This is a genomic window from Aestuariivirga sp., from assembly GCF_020252395.1.
GTDB lineage: Bacteria > Pseudomonadota > Alphaproteobacteria > Rhizobiales > Aestuariivirgaceae > Aestuariivirga.
The window spans coordinates 84,924-100,385 of the sequence record NZ_JADCDB010000031.1; the positions used below are offsets into that span (position 1 = coordinate 84,924).

Genomic DNA, 15,462 nt, shown 5'->3' on the forward strand with positions numbered 1-15,462 from the left:
TTGGCGGCCGTGAAAAAGATGCCTGGGACAAGCCCGGGCATGATGAGGCGCGGGGAGAAAGTGTAGAGGCTACTCCGCCGCCCTCTGCGCGTAACCCAATTTCTGGTTCAGCCTGTCGAGCAGCGCCAGTGCGGCATCCGGGATCACCGTCCCCGGCGGGAACACCGCCGCCGCGCCCATGTCGATGAGCGTCTGCACGTCCTCCGGCGGGATGACGCCGCCGACAACGATCATGATGTCGGAGCGGCCGGCCTTGTCGAGCGCGGCTTTGAGCAGCGGGACAAGAGTCAAATGCCCGGCGGTGAGTGTCGAGACGCCGACGGCATGGGCCTTCTCCTCCACCGCCTGCTTCGCCACCTCTTCCGGTGTGGCAAACAGCGGGCCGATCACCACGTCGAAGCCCATGTCGGAGAAGGCCGAGGCGATCACCTTCTGGCCGCGGTCATGCCCATCCTGGCCGACCTTGGCGACGAGGAGTTTCGGGGCGCGGCCATCCGATTCCTTGAAAGCCATGACGGCTCGCTTTGCCTGATCGATCTTGTGCGTGTCGCGCGGGGTTGCGGCATAGACACCCGTCACCGCGCGGATCGCCGGTGTGTGGCGGTTGAACACCTTCTCCAGCGCCAGCGAGATTTCGCCCACTGTCGCCTTGGCGCGTGCGGCATCGACGGCGGCGGCGAGCAGGTTGCCCTGGCCCGTCTTCGCCACGTCAGTGAGCTTCGCCAGCGCGCCTTGCGTCTCCGCCCCGTTGCGCTCGGCCTTGAGCCGCTGCAGCTTCTCGATTTGAGCAGCGCGCACGGCGGAATTGTCGACCTTCAGGATGTCGATCCTGGCATCGCCCGCAACCTGATACTTGTTGACGCCGATCACCGCCTGCTCGCCCGTGTCGATGCGGGCCTGGGTGCGCGCGGCCGCCTCCTCGATGCGCGACTTGGGGATGCCGGCCTCGATGGCCTTGGCCATGCCGCCCATGGCCTCGATCTCCTCGATGTGGGCCCAGGCTTTGGCAGCCAGATCGGCGGTCAGCCGCTCGATGAAATAGCTCCCGCCCCAGGGGTCGATCGCATTGCAGGCGCCCGCCTCCTGCTGCAGGAAGAGCTGCGTATTGCGCGCGATGCGGGCCGAGAAATCGGTGGGAAGCGCCAGCGCCTCGTCCAGCGAATTGGTGTGCAGCGACTGGGTTCCGCCTTGCGTTGCCGCCATCGCCTCGATGCAGGTGCGCGTCACATTGTTGAACACGTCCTGCGCGGCGAGGCTCCAGCCGCTCGTCTGGCAATGGGTGCGCAAGGCCAGCGAGCGCTCGTCCCGGGGGTCGAAGCGCCCAATCAGCCTGGCCCAGATCATGCGGGCGGCGCGCATCTTGGCCACCTCCATGAAGAAGTTCATGCCGATGGCCCAGAAGAAGGAAAGCCGCGGCGCGAACGTATCGATGGCAAGGCCCGCCGCGACGCCTGCGCGCGCATATTCGAGGCCATCCGCCAGCGTATAGGCGAGCTCGAGATCCGCCGTGGCGCCGGCTTCCTGCATGTGGTAGCCGGAAATCGAGATCGAGTTGAACTTCGGCATCCGCCCGGAGGTGTAGCGGAAGATGTCGGATACGATCCTCATCGACGCCTGCGGCGGATAGATGAAGGTGTTGCGGACCATGAACTCTTTCAGGATGTCGTTCTGGATGGTCCCCGCGAGCTTCTCCGGCGGCACGCCCTGCTCCTCGCCCGCCACGATGTAGAGCGCCATGACCGGCAGCACCGCGCCGTTCATGGTCATCGACACCGTCATCCGGTCGAGCGGAATGCCGTCGAACAATGTCCGCATGTCATAGATCGAATCGATCGCCACACCCGCCATGCCGACGTCGCCCGCCACGCGCGGATGGTCCGAATCATAGCCGCGGTGGGTTGCAAGGTCGAAGGCGATGGAGAGGCCCATCTGCCCCGCCGCCAGGTTGCGGCGGTAGAAGGCGTTGGACTCCTCCGCCGTGGAGAAGCCGGCATATTGCCGGATCGTCCAGGGCTGCGCCGTGTACATGGTGGGATAGGGCCCGCGCAGAAACGGCGCAGTACCCGGCCATGCGCCGAGAAAGCCGATGCCCGCCATGTCATCGGGCCCATAGGCGCACTTCACATGCAGCCCTTCCGGCGTCAGCCAGTCATGGCCTGAACATCCGTCCACGGAGGATGGTTCGAAGGCAATCCGCGAGAAATCGGGAATGCGGCTCATCACAGGGCCTCCGTTTCGGGGGCATATTCTTGGCTTAGCGGATAGGCCGTGGTGCCGATCAGCGGCAGGCCCTGGGCCGAAGCGGGGTCAGGCGCCGGCCAGTCGCCTGCTTCGGCATTCTGGAACACGGCCCACGCCTTCTCGCACAATCCCTGCGTATAGGTCTCGATATAGCCCGCGCCGGAGGCGGGGTCGGCGACGCGCCAGAGATTGGCTTCCTCGGCCAGCACCGTCTGCACATTGCGCGCCACGCGGCGGGCGAAGGCGTTGGGCAGGCCCTGCGCCAGCGAGAAGGGCAGCACCGAGATCGAATCCGCCCCGCCCAGGCCAGCGCCGAACACGGCGGCCGTGGCGCGCAGGATATTCGTGTGCGGGTCCTTCACCGCCATCATCCGCCAGGAGGTTTCGGCATGAAGCCTGAGCGGCGCATCGGGAAGGCCACAGGCCTGCAGCACCCGCCGCCAAATCAGGCGCATGGCGCGGAACTTGGCAAGCGTGGCGAACATGTCCTGGCTCGCGGCCAGCGTCACGCCCACGGCGCGCGACAGGTGCACATCGTTCAAGCCGTCGATCCCGCGCATCGCCGCCACGGCTGACGCCAGCGTGGCGCCAAGCTCTTGCGCCTCCGTGGCGCCCCGCTCATGCCATGCGCGTCCGTCGGCCTCCATATAGGGCCCGGCATATCCGAGCCGCGCCAATTCCGCCGCATCGGCGGGAGACGCGAGTGCGAAAGATATGTCGAGCCGCTCGGGGTCGATCGGCTGCGTGGCGATGAGATCGGCCAGCGCCATCGAGGCGCCGCCTTCGATGCGCAGTGCGATGGCATGAAGGTGCACGCCCTGCAGCACGCGGGCGAGCCGCGCGGGATCGATGCCGTAGCCGCGTGCGGTCGCGGCATCCTTCGTCACCAGCACCAGGCCGGTGGCGCCATTGGCGAGATCGTCGAGGGCCTGCTCGTTGGCGCGGGATGCATCCGGGTGGTCGGCGCGCTGGAATACCGTCCACGGCGCCTGCCGGGCCCGTGCCGCGCGCGGGGCAGCGATCTGGCCATAGACCGGCTCCAGCCGGATGCCGTCAGCGGAGGTGTGGACCAGCTTTTCCTCGAAACTGGCGCCCTTCAGCACCGCTTCGACGCGCTTCATCCATTCGGCCCGGTTTACCGCCGGGAACTTGTCGGCCAGCGTCAGATCACTCATCGTTTGCAAGTCTGTTTCTCATGCAGATTGTCTAAAGCATGATCCGCAAAAGTGGAACCCGCCTTCGCGATAAGATCATGCTCAAGCTCTTGATCTGGCTCCTGCAATGGCAAGCCGCAAACCGCCCTGTCTAATCCGCGAGACCGGAAACGACCGCCACGCCATCCGCCAACCGGTCGGAGGGATGGAGGATGACAACGTCATCCGCCGCAAGACCCTTGTTTACGCCGGCGAATGCCGCATTGCGGCGGCCCAGTTCCACCAGGCGCAACTCCGCCCGGCCGTTCGCCACCACATAGACCGCCCAGTCGCCCCCCTGCCGGAACAGTGCGGCGATGGGAACGGCGACCAGCTGTTTGCCCTCCCACACGGTGATCCGCGCCACCACGCGGAAGCCGTCGCCAAGCGTAGCCTCGCGCGCGCCTTCGGCGAGGTCGAGGATGACCGGCACCCGCTGCTCCTCGATCCCGAGCGCGGAGACCTTGGTGATCGCGGAGGGCTCGACGCGCCGCACCGTGGCGGGAAGCGGCGGCCCGCCCCAGTTGTCGATGACGGCCGGCGCCCCCGGCCTGATCTCCACCACATCGCGCGAGAGCACCTCGGCCATGATCTCGATATCGGCGGGATCTCCGATCTCCATCAGCGGCGTTCCGGCCTGCACCACCTGCTCGCTTTCCGTCAGAACGCGCAGGATGCGGCCGGTCGCCGGGGCCTTGATGTCGGTGCAGCAGGGTCCTTCGCTGGCCTCGTTCTCGATGAGCGCCGCCTCGGCGCGCTGCAGTTCCTTCTCGCGCACGGAGAGCGAGGCGCGGGCGCTGTCGAGGGCGGCGGCGGCGGTCGCCACGTCGAGCTGCGCCTTGTCGAGCGCGCGTTCCGAAATCGTGCCCTGGCGCCACAGGCGCTCGGCGCGCTCGAGCTCGGTTCTGCTGAAGGTCAGCTGCGCCTCCGCCTGCTTCACCTCCGCCGCGGCAAGCCCCACGCTGGCGCGGGCCGAGGCGGCGGCGGCCTCCGCCACGCGCTTCAGCCTGGCATCGAGAAGGCCCGGCGCCACGGGGCGGATCGATACCACCACCGTCTCGTTCTTCACCACCGCGTCGCCGGCATGAAGGCCGATGCGCAAGACTTGCCCGTTGATCGGGGCCGACACGGAGAAGACCTCGCGGATGCGGCTCTTTCCCTCTTCCTCGACAGTGACGCTGAGATCGCGTTTTCCGATCACCGCCGTCTCGACGTGAAGCGGCCGCGGCCAGAAGGCCCAGGCGAGGCCCGCCAGGACGGCGAGGAGAAGTGCCAGTGTGATCAGGCGCCGGAGCATGTCATTCCCTTGTCTTCAATACTTCGATCATGTCCAGCCTGTCGATGCGCCGCCGGACCACCAGGCCGGAGACCGCCGCCGCCGCGAACACCACGAGGCTCGCCCAGGCGAAGACCTCGCGGTTGACCACCAGCGGCACGCGGTAAAGCTCGGTGCGGAAGCCTTCCGCCATCATCAGCGCGAAGCTGTAACCCAGGAGCCAGCCCAGCGGCTGCGCCAGGATCGCCACCACGGCAAGTTCGCCCATGAGCAGGCCCGAGACCTCGGCCTTGGTGAAGCCCAGCACCCGCAGGCTCGCCATCTCGCGCCCCTGTTCCGAAAGCGAGATGCGCGCGAAGTTGTAGACGACGCCGAAGGCGATGATCCCGGCGAACGCCGCGTAGACGGAGATCATGATGGTCACATTCTGCGCGAGCGTCTCGCGGAATTTCTCGAGCGCGGCGTATTGGAGCGCGATGAAGCTCGCGGCAGGGGTCTCCTTCAGCACGGAGAAGAGCTGGTCCCGTGCCTCCATGTCGAGGCCCAGATAGACGCCGGATATCGCGGCGCCTTCCATCAGCATGCGGTTCATCGCGTCGAGGTTCATGTAGGCGGTGAGCCCGATGAAGCCGGTGATGATCGCAGACACCGGCTGCATTACCGTCTGCCGCCGCCCTTCGAGGATCTCGACCTCGATCTCATCGCCGATCCCGGCCCTGAGAAGCCTCGCCAGCGCATCCGAGATCACCAGGCCCTCGCTCGGCAGAACCACGGGCTTGAGGCTGCCGTCCAGCACGCGCGAGAGCGAGGCTTCCCTGGACTTGCCGACGAGCGAGACGCGCCGCTCCGCCGGTCCGTGGCGGAGTTTGACGGGGAGCGCGCGGAAGGGCTCGGCCTCCATCACCGCGGGAAGCCTGCGGGCCTCGTAGAGCGCACTCATCGGCCGCAGCGAGGTGAAGGTGATCGCCGCGTCCTGCCGGTCGCTCAGGCGGAAGGTCGCGTCGATCATGAGGTTGATGGAGCCGAAAGTCCAGAGCGAGCCCACGAGGATCGCCACCGCCAGGGCCATGCCGAAAATGCCGCTCAGGGTGCGGAGCGGCCAGTGCGTCAGGTGCCGGATAACGATGACGCTCGACTGGCGCACGTAGCGCGAAAGCTCGACGCGCCCGCCCAGCACCTTGCGGTAGCGCTGGGGCGCGGGCGGCGACATGGCAACCGCGGGCGAGAGCCACGCCACCTCACGCACCGCCTTCACCGCGCCCAGCAGGGCCGCCGCATAGGTTGCACCCGCGGCGATGCCATAGACCGCCGGGTTGCGGCTGAAGACGAGAAAGGGAAAGCTGAAGAACTGCGCATAAAGCGTCGTCATCCCGGCGCCGAGCCAGGTGCCCGCCACCACGCCGATCGCGATTCCCAGAACGGCGATCAGCGTCACGAAGCCGGCATAGTGCCTGACCACCGCAAGGGAGGAATAGCCCATGGCCTTGAGCAGGCCGATCCGCTCGCGCTCCAGCGCAATGAGCCGGGTCAGCGTCATGTTGACGAGGAAGGCCGAGACGACCAGGAAGATCGGCGGCAATATCCGGCTCATGGCGCGCAATTGCTGCAGCTCCGCATCGAGGAAGGCATGCGAGGTCTGGTCCTTTCGCGGATAGGCGCCAAGCCCGCCATAGCGGTCGAGCAGCCGGTCGAGCGCGGCGATCACCTTGTCCGGGTTGCTGCCCCTGACCAGCCGGAGCGAGACCGAATTGAACGCCCCTTCGAGGTCATAAGCGGCGGACATCTCGCGTTCGGGAAGATACAGGATGCCGTAGCGCCGCTCGTCGGGCATCAGCGCGCCGGGCCCCAGCGCATAGACGAATTCGGGCGACAGGGCCGTGCCGCTGATCCGCAATTCGCGCTGCCTGCCATTGATCAGCACACGGATGGTGCTGCCTTCCCTGAGGCCGTGGGCGCGCGCGAAGCCGGCGCTGGCCAGCGCCTCGCCGCCGCTATCGGCGCTGGGCATCCGGCCGGAGCGCAGGTAGACGCGGTTCAGGACCTGTTCCCCATGGTCGGGAACCGAGACCAGCAGCACTGAGGCTGGCTCCGCCATGCCGGGAAGATCGGCAAGCGCGATTTTCTCGATCCGCGTCTCGGCCGCCGCGACGCCATCGATGGCCGCGATCTCGGGCTGCAGCGCCTTGGGCGCGCGCGTCAGGCCGGCGAAGACATCGGCGAAGCGGTTCGCCTCGTAGTAGCGCTCGCGCGTGGTGGCGAGCGAATCATGCGCCCCGGCGCCCAGGATCAGCGTCGCCACGCCCGCCGCCATGACCAGCGCGATGGCCAGCGCCTGGGGCCACAGCCTGCGCAAGTCGCGCAGCAGCTTGATGTCCAGGACGCGGATCACCAGCTCACTTCCGAGGGTTTCTTGCGCACGGCATTGATCTGTTCGGAGGCGATGGCGCCATTGGCGAAATTCACCACCCGGCCGGCGATCGCCGCAATCGCCGCATTATGCGTGATGACCAGCGTGGTCGCTTTCGTTTCGGCTGCAACCGCGGCCAGCGCTTCCAGCACCTTGATGCCGGTCTTCGAATCGAGCGCTCCGGTGGGCTCGTCGCAGAGCAGAACGTCAGGCCGCTTGGCGATGGCGCGCGCGATCGCCACGCGCTGCTGTTCGCCGCCGGAAAGCTGCGCCGGAAAATGGTCCATGCGGGCGGACAGGCCGACGAGGGCCAGGGCCTCCTCAGGCTGCATCGGGTTCCGCGCGATTTCGGTCACGAGCTTCACGTTCTCGCGCGCCGTGAGGCTCGGCACGAGATTATAAAACTGGAAGATGAAGCCCACATGGTCGCGCCGGTAGCGGGTCAGCGCCGCCTCGCTCTGGCGCGTCAGCGCGTGATCGCGGAACCACGCATCGCCGCCCGTCGCGCTGTCGAGCCCGCCGATGATGTTGAGGAAGGTCGACTTGCCCGAGCCCGAGGGCCCCAGGATGACGATGAACTCGCCAGGCCATGCCTCGAAATCCACCCCCCTCAGCGCCTGCACCTCCACCTCGCCCGTGCGGTAGGTCTTGCACAGTCCCCGGACGCGGAAGACGGGCTGGTCCATGCTCACCTGTAAACATACCCCGAAAGACCGGGGATCGAGCCCGCCACGTCCTTGACGAGCGGGGCGCCCGCCTTCTCCTTGGCATAGTCCAGCGCCGTGGTGTTCAGCGCCTTGATCTGGTCCATCGACAGCCCCGCCGCGGTAAGCTTCGAGATGGCGGCAAGGGGGCCGCCCATCATGCCACCCGCCAGCATGCCGAGAAGCCCGCCGCCGCCCCAGCCTGCCCCGTCGCCGCCCTGTTCGCGGGCCAGTTCCGCGGCGCCCGGCAGCTTGTCGAAGAGGTCCCGGACCTTGTTCTGGTTGCCCTGCGTCTGGATCAGGTTCAGCATGATGCCCAGCGCCTTGGCGGCCCTGTCCTCGGGAAGGCCGGTGGCGGCGGCGATGCGCCCGATCAGATCTTGCATTCGCGAACTCCTCTTCACGCATTGCGCTACGGGCTTCCATATAGAATAAACAACGCAGCGAAGCGATTATATCCGGGGACGCCGCAGAATGTCAGAGCCTTCGATCTTCATCGGACAAAGCGGCAAGCGCGAGGAACTGTTCCTCGGCATGGCCAACCGCCACGGCCTCGTCACCGGCGCCACCGGCACCGGCAAGACGGTGACGCTGCAGATCATGGCGGAGGGTTTCTGCAACGCGGGCGTGCCGGTTTTCGCGGCGGATGTGAAGGGCGATCTGTCCGGCATCGCCATGGCGGGCGAGCCGCGGGAGCCGCTCATCGAGCGCGCCAAATCCATGGGCTTCGACGATTATGGCTTCGAGGCGGCGCCCGCGATCTTCTGGGACCTGTTCGGCGAGCAGGGCCACCCGGTCCGCACCACCATCACCGAGATGGGTCCCTTGATGCTGTCGCGCCTCATGGGCCTGTCGGAGGCGCAGGAGGGCGCTCTCAACATCGCCTTCAAACTCGCCGACAAGGAAGGCTTGGCCCTTCTCGACCTGAAAGACCTCCGGGCGCTGTTGAAAGAGCTTGGCGGGTGGGGCAAGGAGCTCACGACCGAATACGGCAACCTCGCCGCCCCGACGATCGGCGCCATCCAGCGCCGCCTCGTGGTGCTGGAGGAGCAGGGCGGCAATAATTTCTTCGGCGAGCCCGCCCTCGACATCAGGGACTTCATGCGCACCACGCTGAACGGCAAGGGCTACATGAACGTGCTGGCTGCCGGCAAACTCATCAACTCGCCGCAGCTCTACGCCACTTTCCTGCTGTGGATGATGTCCGAACTCTTCGAGCAGATGCCCGAAGTGGGCGATCCCGAAAAACCCAAGCTCGTTTTCTTCTTCGACGAGGCGCATCTCTTGTTCTCCGAAGCGCCGCCGGGGCTTGTTCAGAAGATCGAGCAGACGGTGAAGCTCATCCGCTCCAAGGGCATCGGGATCTATTTCGTGACGCAGAACCCGCTCGACATTCCGGAGTCCGTGCTGGCCCAGATGGGCAACCGCATCCAGCATGCGCTGCGCGCCTATACGCCGCGCGAGCAGAAGGCGGTCGCCACCGCCGCCTCGACCTTCCGGCCCAACCCGGCCTTCAAGACGGAAGAGGCCATCACCCAGCTCGGCAAGGGGGAGGCGCTGGTCTCGGTGCTCGATCCCAAGGGCGTTCCCACCATGGTGGAGCGCACCATGATCCGCCCGCCGTCCTCGCGCATGGGCCCGATCACGCCCGAAGAGCGCCAGAAGATCGTCAGGAACACGCCGGTCTACGGCAATTACGAACAGGCCGAGGACCGCGAGTCGGCCTATGAGATCCTGGAGAAGCGCGCGAAGGAACGCGCCGCCGCGGCCGAGAAGGCAAAGGCGGAAAGAGAGGCCGAAAAACAGGCGAAATCCGGGTCCCGAGCCCCCTCGCGCGAAACCGCCACCGACCGTTTCGTCAAGAACATGGCCAGCACCGCGGGCCGCCAGATCGGCAACATGCTGATCCGCGGGATTTTGGGCGGCCTTACGCGAAGATAGACTCATTTGGCCTCACCCCGGTCTCGCGCCGGGATAACGGCTCGCGGGCGCCCCTCAAAGGCTGGCGCAACGTACCGCCCTCAGTTGTGTCAGATGATCTCATCCTCGTCGGCAAGCGCAGCCGCCGTCTTGCCCTGTTCCTTGATGGTGGCGAGCGGCTTCGCCTTGGCGATGTGGAACACCGCATCGCCGCGGTTGACGATCGGCAGGTTGGTGCGGCCCACGATGATGCCGTCCTCGTCCGACACCAGCGGCAGGGAGGATGTGCCGAGCGGGTCCGCCACCACGCCTACCACCTCGCGCTGTCCCACCCGGTCGCCGATGCGGCGCGTGGTGTGGAGGATGCCGCTTTCGGGCGCCCTGACCCAGGCGCTCGAGTCGGAGAATACCGGCGCGGGCGCAAGCGTCACCGGCACCGGGCCGATCATGCCGAGATGCGCCATCACGCGGAGCGTGCCCTTGACCGCTGCATCGATCGCCATTTCGTCGAAGCGCAGCGCCTCGCCGCCCTCATAGAGCAGTACCTTCACCCCCGCTTCGCCCGCCGCAAGCCGCAGCGATTTTTCGCGCAGCCGCGAGAGCAGGATGACGGGCGGCGCGAAGGCCTCGGCGAGGGCGAGAAGTTCCGGTTCCTCCGGCGCCAGCCTGATCTGCGGCAAATTCGTGCGGTGCAGCGCTGCGGTGTGGAAGTCGATGCCATAGCCGCTGCGCAGCACCACCTCGCGGAAGAAGATGTCCGCCACCTGGCTGGCAAGCGAGCCGCGGTCGGAGCCGGGAAAGCTGCGGTTCAGGTCGCGCCGGTCCGGCATGTAGCGCGTGTGGTTGAGAAAGCCGAAGCTATTGACGATGGGCACCGCCAGCAGCGTGCCCTTGAGCTTCAGCAACGCCGGATGGGTGAGGATGCGGCGGATGATCTCCACCCCCTGGATCTCGTCGCCATGGATGGCGCCCGAGAGGAAGATCACGGGCCCATCCTCCTCGCCGCGCGCCACATGCACGGGCAGGGCCACATGGGTGTGGTTGGAGAGCATGCTGACGGGCAAATCGACCGTGGCGCGCTGGCCCGGCTGCACGTCCGCCTCGCCCAGCGTGAACACGCTCATCCCTTGCCCTTGGTCCTGGTGCGGCCGGGCCTGGCGTGCCGCTCGATGAACTTGATGATCGCCTGCGCCACGTCGACGCCCGTCGCCTTCTCGATTCCCTCGAGGCCGGGCGAGGAATTGACCTCCATCACCACCGGCCCATGGTCGGAGCGCAGCATGTCGACGCCCGCCACATTGAGCCCCATGGAGCGCGCCGCCTTCAGCGCCGTCGCCTTCTCGAGCGGCGTCAGCTCGATCGTCCGTGCCGAGCCGCCGCGGTGCAGGTTGGAGCGGAAGTCGTCCTTGGCGCCCTTGCGCTCCATGGCGGCGAGCAATGTACGGCCGACCACGAAGGCGCGGATGTCGCGGCCCTCCGCCTCCTTGATGAACTCCTGCACCAGGATCGCCACATCCGCTCCGTGAAAGGCCTCGATCACCGACTTGGCGGATTTGTGCGTCTCGCTCAGAACCACGCCGATCCCTTGCGTGCCTTCGAGCAGCTTGATCACCACAGGCGCCCCGCCGACGATGCCGAGGAGATCGTCCGTGCGTTTCGAATCATGCGCGAAAGCGGTGACGGGAAGGCCCACCCCGTCGCGCGCCAGCAATTGCAGCGAGCGCAGCTTGTCGCGCGAGCGGCCGATCGCCACCGATTCATTGACCGGATAGACGCCCATCATCTCGAATTGGCGGAGCACCGCCATGCCGTAGAAGGTGTGCGATGCGCCGATCCGCGGGATCACCGCGTCGAAGCCTTCGAGCTTCTCGCCCAGATAGCGCAGTTCCGGCTTCTTGGAGGTGATGTTCATGTAGCATTTGAGATAGTCTATGGGCGCCATCTGGTGCCCGCGCTTCTCCGCCGTCTCGATCAGGCGCTGGTGCGAATAGAGCTTGGGGTTCCTGGTGAGCAGCGCAATCTTCATGGCGTCTTGCGTTTCCGGGGCGAGAGGATGTTGGTCTTGGCCGGGTGGACGAGGAAGTCAGGCCCCAGGCAGCCGCGGCCGATGAGCATGGCGACATCCATGTCGGTGCGGTCAGTCAGCGTCACGTCGATCTTCAGAGTGACCTTGCCGATCTTCACGTCGGTCTCGACCACGGCGCGGGTTTCGATCTGGCCGTTGGAGCTTTTCACTCGCTTCATGCCCTTGAGCGGCAGGCGGCAGTGGTGGTTCCGCTTCGGCAGCGGCAGCACGAAGTTCACGTGATGGTCGTCGCGCTCGATGTTGGTGGCGTGAAGGGCCGCCGAGCGCGCCCCGGTGTCGATCTTGGCGGAGAAGGCGCCCACGCCAAGCTGCGGCAGGCTTACCTTCTCGCGCCAGCCGATAATCACCGGCTGGTCATCCCTCGGCTGTTTCGGTCGGGTCGCCCGCATAACCAGTAACTTAGGCCGGGCGCGCGGCCCTAGTCGAGCTTGATCGTTTCGGCGATCGCGATACCGAATCCGGAGAGGCCCACATAGTGCCGGTTGGAGGAGGAGACGAGGCGGATGGAGCTGACGTTGAGGTCGCGCAAGATCTGTGCGCCAAGCCCTACGTCCCGCCACGACTGCTGGCGCTGGGCGGCGCTGCCGGTCTTCTCCGCAACCGAGAGTTGGCCTGCCGGAACGCCGGCGGCCCCTTCCTGCAGGTAGACGAGAATGCCCGCACCCTCGCGCTTGAACACCTCGAACACCTTGCCCAGCGTGCTGCGCGTGCCGAACACGTCCTCCAGCACGTTCTCGCGGTGAAGCCGCACGGGCACCGCCTTGGCTGCTGACACGTCGCCGAAGACCAGCGCCAGCTGTTCCACCTGGTCGAAGGGCGTGACGAAGGAATAGCCCCGGGCCTTGCCGATCGCCGTTTCGACATCGAACTGGGCGGTCTGCTCGACCAGGCGCTCGCGGCGCTGGCGATAGGCGATGAGGTCCGCGACCGAGATGATCTTGAAGCCATGCTCGCGCGCGAAGGCTATCACCTGCTGCCCGCGTTTTACCGAGCCGTCATCATTGACGAGCTCGCAGATGACGCCCGCGGGGTGGAGGCCGGCGAGCTTCACGAGGTCCACGGCCGCTTCCGTGTGGCCCGAGCGCATCAGCACGCCGCCTGACTTGGCGACCAGCGGGAAGATGTGGCCGGGGCGCACGAAATCATCCGCCACCACATTGCGGTTGGCCAGCGCATGGCAGGTCGCCGCACGCTCCCTGGCCGAAATGCCGGTGGTGAGGCCTTCCTTGTAGTCGATCGTCACGGTGAAGGCGGTGCCCATGGGCGCGTCGTTCAGCGCCACCATGGGGTCGAGCTTCAGGCGCTTGGCGTCTTCCGCAGTGATCGGCGTGCACACGATGCCGGAGGTGTGGCGCACCATGAAGGCCATCTGCTCGGCTGTGATCTTGGCGGCCGCCGCGATCAGGTCGCCCTCGTTTTCGCGGTCGTCGTCGTCGACCACCACCACCATCTCGCCGGCGGCAACGGCCTTGATCGCATCCTCGACGGGGTCGAGCTTCTGCTGGTTCGGCATGGTCTGGTCTCCAAAATCGGTGGGGCGCACCTTGTTGCCCGTGGCGGCGGCAATCTTGTTGGCGAGATCGAGCGAGGGCTGCGCCCCCGCCACCAGCTGCGAAACCCGGCCCTGGGTGACCCCCAGCCGGCGCGCCAGTTCGGATTGTGATGTGCTGCTATTAGCGAGCCACTCGGAAAGTTTCATGAGAGGACTATTAGCATTGCTAATAGTCCAGTGCAAAGCCTCGATAAAGGTTATTCACCCCAGGTGCGTTCCAGCGCCCGCATCCAGTTCTCCGAACACAGCTTGCGGCTGAGGTCTTCGCCATAACCGTGCGCCGCCATGGCTTCGACCAGCCGGGGCAGGCCGGTCACGTCGCCGATCTGGGAGGGGATTCGGGCGCCGTCGAAGTCGGAGCCCAGCCCCACATGGTCCTCGCCGGCGTGCTTCATCAGGTGATCGAGGTGGCGGAGCATGGTGTCCAGCCCGTTCTCGCTCTGCCAGCGGCCGTCGGCGCGCAGGAAGCCATTGGCGAAATTGAGGCCCACCATGCCGCCGGTCTGGCCGATGATATTGAGCTGGTCGTCGGTCAAGTTGCGCGAGGAGGCACAGAGCGCATGCGCGTTGGAATGGGTGGCGACCAGCGGCGCGGTGGAATGGCGCGCCACGTCCCAGAAGCCCTTTTCGTTGAGGTGCGAGAGGTCGACCATAATCCTGAGCTCATTGCAGCGGCGCACCAGCGCCTTGCCCGCCTCGCTGAGGCCGCCGCCGGTATCGGGCGAGGACGGGAAGCGGAAGGGCACGCCTTGGCCGAAGGCATTGTCGCGGCTCCACACGAGGCCCAGCGAGCGCAGGCCTGCCTTGTGCAGCACGTCGAGCGACTTGAGCTCGGGGTCGATCGCCTCCGCGCCCTCGATATGGAAAATTGCGGCGATCTGGCCCTGGGCCACGGCGTCGCGAATCTCCGCTGCCGTCCGGCACACCTTGAAGCGGCCTTCCGAACGTTCCTCGATGCGGAACAGGATCGAGGCCATGCCGATGGTGGCGTTGAGTGCGCCCACCTGGCCCACCTGGTCGGCGGGGGGCGGGTTCATGTCCTCGTCGTCGTCGAGGTCGGCATCCGCCGGGCTTGGCGCGAAGATGGCGAAGAAGCCGCCCTGGAAACCGCCCTTGATCATGCGCGGCAGGTCGAGGTGGCCGCCGGTGTCACCGTTCAGGAAATCGGCAACCGGGTCACCGGACTTCTTGCTCCACAGGCGGAGCAGCACGTCGTTATGGCCATCGAACACGGGAACCAAGTTCACCATCCTTTCCAGCGAAAACGGCCGGGCTTGGCCCGGCCGCTCTGTCGTTCCGGACTCGCCTGAGCTTACGCCTTCGAGAACATCTCGTCGACATAGTCCCAGTTGACCAGGTTGTCGACGAAGGCTTCGAGATATTTCGGGCGCAGGTTGCGGTAGTCGATGTAATAGCTGTGCTCCCACACGTCGCAACCGAGGATGGGGGAGGCGCCGTGCATCAGCGGATTTTCGCCGTTTGGCGTCTTCATGATGACGAGCTTGCCGTCCTTCTTGGCGATCCAGGCCCAGCCGGAGCCGAACTGCGTGACGCCGGCCTGGATGAAGTCGGTGCGCATCTTGTCATAGCCGCCGAGGTCCGCGTCGATCGCCGCCTGCAGCTTGGCCGGAATTTTCTTGCCGCCGCCATTGGGCTTCATCCAGTTCCAGAAATGGACGTGGTTGTAGTGCTGGCCGACGTTGTTGATGAGGGGCGCGTTCTTTTCGGCGAAGGCGATCTTGCAGATCTCCTCGACGGACTTCGAGGCCAGCGGGCTGTCCTTCAGCGCGTTGTTTCCGTTGGTCACGTAAGCCATATGGTGCTTGTCGTGATGATACTCCAGCGTCTCCTTGGACATGTAGGCGCCAAGCGCGTCATAGGCATAGGGCAGGGCGGGCAGTTCGAGAGCCATTGTCGTTCCTCCTTGAAAGCTGTCGGCACTATCTAGTCCGTGCCGCTCGAACGCGCAAGGAAGCCCGCCAGGATCCAGGGGTGAGGTGAATTCATGCCGAGACCGCGGCATCGGGAGCGCCGGTCTTGGCGGCAATCTCTTCTTGGGTGGCGTCGAAACTGGTCTTCGGCC

General features: G+C 66.1%; 13 protein-coding genes. 1 reads left to right on the forward strand and 12 read right to left on the reverse strand.

The features are described from left to right. Window positions 1–69: 69 nt before the first annotated feature. The 6 genes from scpA to IOC82_RS14750 all read right to left on the reverse strand — a co-directional run bounded on the left by scpA (window position 70) and on the right by IOC82_RS14750 (window position 8,207). Window positions 70–2,220: a methylmalonyl-CoA mutase gene (scpA, locus tag IOC82_RS14725; protein WP_290546961.1), complete on the reverse strand. Its 2,151-nt coding sequence runs from the start codon at window positions 2,218–2,220 to the stop codon at window positions 70–72. Next, on the reverse strand, window positions 2,220–3,416 hold the full coding sequence (locus tag IOC82_RS14730) for a methylmalonyl-CoA mutase family protein (protein WP_290546962.1): 1,197 nt from the start codon (window positions 3,414–3,416) through the stop codon (window positions 2,220–2,222). The genes scpA and IOC82_RS14730 overlap by 1 nt, the downstream gene beginning before the upstream one ends. A 130-nt stretch (window positions 3,417–3,546) precedes the next feature. Next, window positions 3,547–4,731, reverse strand: coding sequence for an efflux RND transporter periplasmic adaptor subunit (locus tag IOC82_RS14735; protein WP_290546963.1), 1,185 nt, complete (start codon window positions 4,729–4,731; stop codon window positions 3,547–3,549). A 1-nt stretch (window position 4,732) separates the two neighbouring features. Then, window positions 4,733–7,099 carry an FtsX-like permease family protein gene (locus IOC82_RS14740; RefSeq protein WP_366935687.1) on the reverse strand — a complete coding sequence of 789 codons (2,367 nt, stop codon included), beginning with the start codon at window positions 7,097–7,099 and terminating at the stop codon, window positions 4,733–4,735. Further along, window positions 7,096–7,803 carry an ABC transporter ATP-binding protein gene (locus IOC82_RS14745; protein WP_290546964.1) on the reverse strand — a complete coding sequence of 236 codons (708 nt, stop codon included), beginning with the start codon at window positions 7,801–7,803 and terminating at the stop codon, window positions 7,096–7,098. Before IOC82_RS14745 ends, IOC82_RS14740 begins: the two co-directional genes overlap by 4 nt. A 2-nt stretch (window positions 7,804–7,805) precedes the next feature. Further along, the gene (locus tag IOC82_RS14750) at window positions 7,806–8,207 is read right to left on the reverse strand and encodes a DUF2267 domain-containing protein (protein WP_290546965.1); all 402 of its coding nucleotides are present in this window, start codon (window positions 8,205–8,207) and stop codon (window positions 7,806–7,808) included. 88 nt (window positions 8,208–8,295) lie between these two features. On the opposite strand from IOC82_RS14750, the gene IOC82_RS14755 reads away from it, so the two are divergent. Beyond that, entirely contained in the window at window positions 8,296–9,762 is a 1,467-nt protein-coding gene (locus IOC82_RS14755) for a helicase HerA-like domain-containing protein (protein ID WP_290546966.1), read from the forward strand. Between the two features lie 89 nt (window positions 9,763–9,851). Here IOC82_RS14755 and IOC82_RS14760 read toward each other — a convergent pair whose 3' ends face one another. The 6 genes from IOC82_RS14760 to IOC82_RS14785 form a co-directional block, all read right to left on the reverse strand. Further along, window positions 9,852–10,865 (reverse strand): succinylglutamate desuccinylase/aspartoacylase family protein, encoded by a 1,014-nt coding sequence (locus tag IOC82_RS14760; protein WP_290546967.1) that lies wholly within the window; start codon window positions 10,863–10,865, stop codon window positions 9,852–9,854. After that, window positions 10,862–11,767, reverse strand: a complete 906-nt coding sequence (rimK, locus tag IOC82_RS14765) for a 30S ribosomal protein S6--L-glutamate ligase (protein WP_290546968.1) — start codon at window positions 11,765–11,767, stop codon at window positions 10,862–10,864. The genes IOC82_RS14760 and rimK overlap by 4 nt, the downstream gene beginning before the upstream one ends. After that, a complete protein-coding gene (locus IOC82_RS14770) occupies window positions 11,764–12,174 on the reverse strand; it encodes a RimK/LysX family protein (protein ID WP_290546969.1) in 411 nt (136 codons plus the stop codon). The genes rimK and IOC82_RS14770 overlap by 4 nt, the downstream gene beginning before the upstream one ends. 71 nt (window positions 12,175–12,245) lie before the next feature. Continuing rightward, a complete protein-coding gene (gene ribB / locus IOC82_RS14775; RefSeq protein WP_290546970.1) occupies window positions 12,246–13,526 on the reverse strand; it encodes a 3,4-dihydroxy-2-butanone-4-phosphate synthase in 1,281 nt (426 codons plus the stop codon). A gap of 50 nt (window positions 13,527–13,576) precedes the next feature. Continuing rightward, window positions 13,577–14,629, reverse strand: coding sequence for a dipeptidase (locus IOC82_RS14780; protein WP_290546971.1), 1,053 nt, complete (start codon window positions 14,627–14,629; stop codon window positions 13,577–13,579). Between the two features lie 62 nt (window positions 14,630–14,691). Next, window positions 14,692–15,291, reverse strand: a complete 600-nt coding sequence (locus tag IOC82_RS14785) for a superoxide dismutase (protein ID WP_290546972.1) — start codon at window positions 15,289–15,291, stop codon at window positions 14,692–14,694. Between the last annotated feature and the right edge of the window lie 171 nt (window positions 15,292–15,462).